Origin of the sequence: Drancourtella sp. An12, assembly GCF_002160935.1 — a bacterium.
Lineage (GTDB): Bacteria > Bacillota > Clostridia > Lachnospirales > Lachnospiraceae > Sellimonas > Sellimonas catena.
The window spans coordinates 1-3,470 of record NZ_NFLO01000039.1 but is presented as its reverse complement, the minus strand read 5'-3'; the positions used below and the strand labels follow the sequence as shown (position 1 = coordinate 3,470).

Here is a 3,470-nt window from a genome sequence, read left to right as displayed (position 1 = left end):
TGCCATCCTTATTATAAGAATGACTTTGATCGCCGACTATCCCTCTTCGAGATCAGTGATCTAAATCTCCGTGGAAGGTGGTCAGATTGACCGTGAGGGATGGTCAGTTTATCTGTAATATACACCCTTTGAACATCATCTGCGATGATGGCTGCACAGTCATTCTGACCGTTTTGTTTTACTTATAACAGAAAAGAGGGTGTTGCAAAATCATCAGATTAGATGATGGAACGATACCCTCGTTCCAACTAAAAGAAAAACGGAAGAGAATCCATCTAGTTTTGGGATTACTTCCGTTTTTTGGCGTACTTTAATAAAACGCTTCATTTTATGCTCTGCTTAAGCGACTTCTTTCACTGGAAATAAATGTTTTCCTGTCCGGTTATTCTGTATTTTGGCGTGGAGTTTATTGAGATTATAGCCCATACTAAGTAAAAGTATCTCTAGTTTTACCTTGGTTTTCCCACGCAGCAGAAATCTTTGAAATTCATAATCGTTTTTCAGGACTCCGAATGCTCCTTCCACCTGGATCGAACGGTTCATCCGGTACAGGATCCCTGTCTCACTCAGGATGTTTTCATACGATTCCTGACGTCTCTCTAAAAAGCTTTTGGAGACATACAGCCGCTTATTCCCTTTTGCTTTCGTACATTTTTCTTTATAAGGACAGTCTGTACAATCTTCGCATTCGTAGACAGTTACTTCTGATTCATAACCGCTCTTGCTTTTCTGCTTTTTCAGAAAGATCGGCTCCAGTTTCTTCCCGGCATGGCAGGTATACGTATCCGTCGTTTCATCATACCCCATGTTTTCCCGCTTACTGATTGAGTATTCCGGGGCATTTTCCATCACCAGTCCGGCGTTAGGAAATCACTATTCCGGATAAGCGGAAATCACTGTTCCGGGACAGGAAATCACATTCCAGAGCCTTATAATAGAGACATGCATCGCAAGATGTAAATCTATTATAAGGAGGTCACAAGACAATGACCAAGTATCGTGAGATCCTCAGGCTGACCGCTTTGGGACTGTCACAGCGAAACATTGTTCAAAGCATCGGTGTTTCGCAGAAAACCGTAGTCAAGGTTCAAAAACGAGCGCGGGAAATGCATTTATCATGGCCGTTGGATGAAACCTTGACAGATGCAGCGCTTCAGAAGCTGATGTTTCCCAGGGAATCAAAAGTATCCAAACAAAAACGGATGCCGGATTTCAACTACATCCAGAAGGAGTTGCTCCGCAACGGTGTCAACAAGAAACTCCTCTGGACGGAGTACCTGGAGGAATGCCGCCAGTCCGGTGATGAGCCACTCATGTATTCCCAGTTCTGTTATTACATCCAGCAGGATGAACAGAAGCGCCGCGCAACCATGCATATCAACCGAAAGCCTGGCGAGCAGATCGAAGTTGACTGGGCAGGAGATCCTGCGCAGATCACTGATCCGGATACCGGCGAGATCATCCCCGCATTTCTCTTTGTGGGTGTCATGGCATACAGCCAGTATCCTTATGTTGAGGCTTTTATGAATGAAAAGCAGCGCTCATGGATTACTGCGCATGTTCATATGTATGAGTACTTCGGCGGTGTAACTCGTATTCTGGTGCCTGATAATACCACAACTGCAGTGATCCACAACAACGACTGGTACAATCAGGAACTCAATACCATCTACCATGAGATGGCTGAGCACTACAACACGGCTATCATCCCGGCCCGCATCCGGTCACCGAAGGACAAGCCAAATGTCGAGGGCTCTGTAGGTGTCATTTCTACCTGGATTACCGCGGCGCTCCGTAATGAACAGTTCTTTTCGCTGGCCGAGCTGAACAAGTCCATCCGCAGGAAGCTGGAGGAATTCGTAAACCGTCCTTTTCAAAAGAAAGAGGGTACCCGATACGAGATCTTCCGCGACGAAGAACTGCCATTACTGGCCAAGCTACCGGCTACCCCTTATGAACTGGCGGAATGGAAAAAAGCCACCGTTCAGTTCAATTATCACATATCCATCGATGGAATGCTATACTCCGTTCCTTACGAATACATCAAACGCAAGGTGGATGTGCGGGTAACTGACACGATTATCGAAATCTTTTACAATCACAACCGCATTGCTTTCCACCACCGTCTGTATGGCCGAAAGGGGCAATACAGCACTGTTACGGAACATATGCCCGCCGATCACCAGAAATATCTGGAATGGAACGGCGACCGTTTCCGCAAATGGGCTGAGCGGATTGGAACCAATACGTGCAAGGTTGTTCATGCGATTCTTGCCTCCCAGAGGGTGGAGCAGCAGTCCTACCGAAGCTGTATGGGGCTTCTGAAACTGGCAGATAAATACTCTGCTGAGCGTTTGGAAGCAGCGTGCCGGAAGGCGCTTTCCTACACAGCGAGTCCCAGCTACAAGAGTATCAAAAACATCTTGGCAGCCGGGTGGGAAAAGATGGAACCGGAGTTACAGACTCCCGACTCTGCATCAACTCAGAACAAGCACGCCATCACTCGTGGCGCTGACTACTACAGGAGGTAAGAACCATGACCAATCAGAGTACAATCGACAAACTTATTGAAATGCGACTGACTTCTATGTCAGATGCCTTTATCACACAGATGGATGATCCAAGGATGAAGGATGTTCCGTTCGAGGATCGCTTCGGCCTTCTGGTCGACATCGAATACAATAACCGTAAGAACAACAGTCTGAAGCGTCTGATCAAGGGAGCCGGGTTCGATCAGCCGGAAGCTTACATCGCTGATATCAACTATACTTCCGGCCGGAAACTTAACCGCGGTCTGATCGAACGTCTCGCAACCGGTGAGTACATCACGGAGCACCGAAACCTGTTCATCACAGGTGCTACCGGGAGTGGGAAGACCTACATGGCCTGCGCTTTCGGTATGGAGGCCTGCAAACAGCGCTATAAAACAAAGTATGTGCGCCTGCCCGATATGCTCCTGGAGCTTGATCTGGCGCGTACAGATGGCACCTACAAGAAGGTTCAGGCCAAGTATGCCAACCCCGTCCTGCTCATCATTGATGAGTGGCTCTTGTTGAAGCCGACAGAAACGGAACAGCATGACATTTTGGAACTGCTCCACAGAAGACGGAAGAAATCCTCCACGATCTTCTGCTCCCAGTACGATCCCAGCGGATGGTACGACCAGCTCGGTGGCGATGACAGCCCTCTTGCTGAAGCCATCCTTGACCGCATCATGCACGATGCCTACAAGATCAATATCGTTCCAACTGATCCATCCAACTATCGCTCTATGAGAGAAGTATACGGCTTGGATCCGGCGCTGAGCGAATAATCGTTAACAGCCAACTGGCGTCCCCATCCTGGAGGTTCTATTCTTCAGGATGGCGGCTCCGCCACATTTATTATCTGTCTGGAACAGTGATTTCCTCTTTTCGGACAGGTGATTTCCAAAACACCGGACAGGCGCTTTCAGCGCACCGGTATATCCA

At 48.0% G+C, this 3,470-nt stretch carries 3 protein-coding genes; 2 read left to right on the top strand and 1 reads right to left on the bottom strand.

The window, feature by feature from the left end; genetic code table 11:
• Nucleotides 1-339 precede the first annotated feature (339 nt).
• Nucleotides 340-807, bottom strand: coding sequence for a transposase (locus tag B5E64_RS17620; RefSeq protein ID WP_343284107.1), 468 nt, complete (start codon nucleotides 805-807; stop codon nucleotides 340-342).
• A 179-nt stretch (nucleotides 808-986) separates the two neighbouring features.
• Here B5E64_RS17620 and istA point away from each other — a divergent pair, with 179 nt between their 5' ends.
• Nucleotides 987-2,531 carry an IS21 family transposase gene (gene istA, locus B5E64_RS17615; RefSeq protein WP_087169728.1) on the top strand — a complete coding sequence of 515 codons (1,545 nt, stop codon included), beginning with the start codon at nucleotides 987-989 and terminating at the stop codon, nucleotides 2,529-2,531.
• A gap of 5 nt (nucleotides 2,532-2,536) precedes the next feature.
• A complete protein-coding gene (locus tag B5E64_RS17610; RefSeq protein ID WP_087169727.1) occupies nucleotides 2,537-3,313 on the top strand; it encodes an ATP-binding protein in 777 nt (258 codons plus the stop codon).
• Nucleotides 3,314-3,470: the final 157 nt, after the last annotated feature.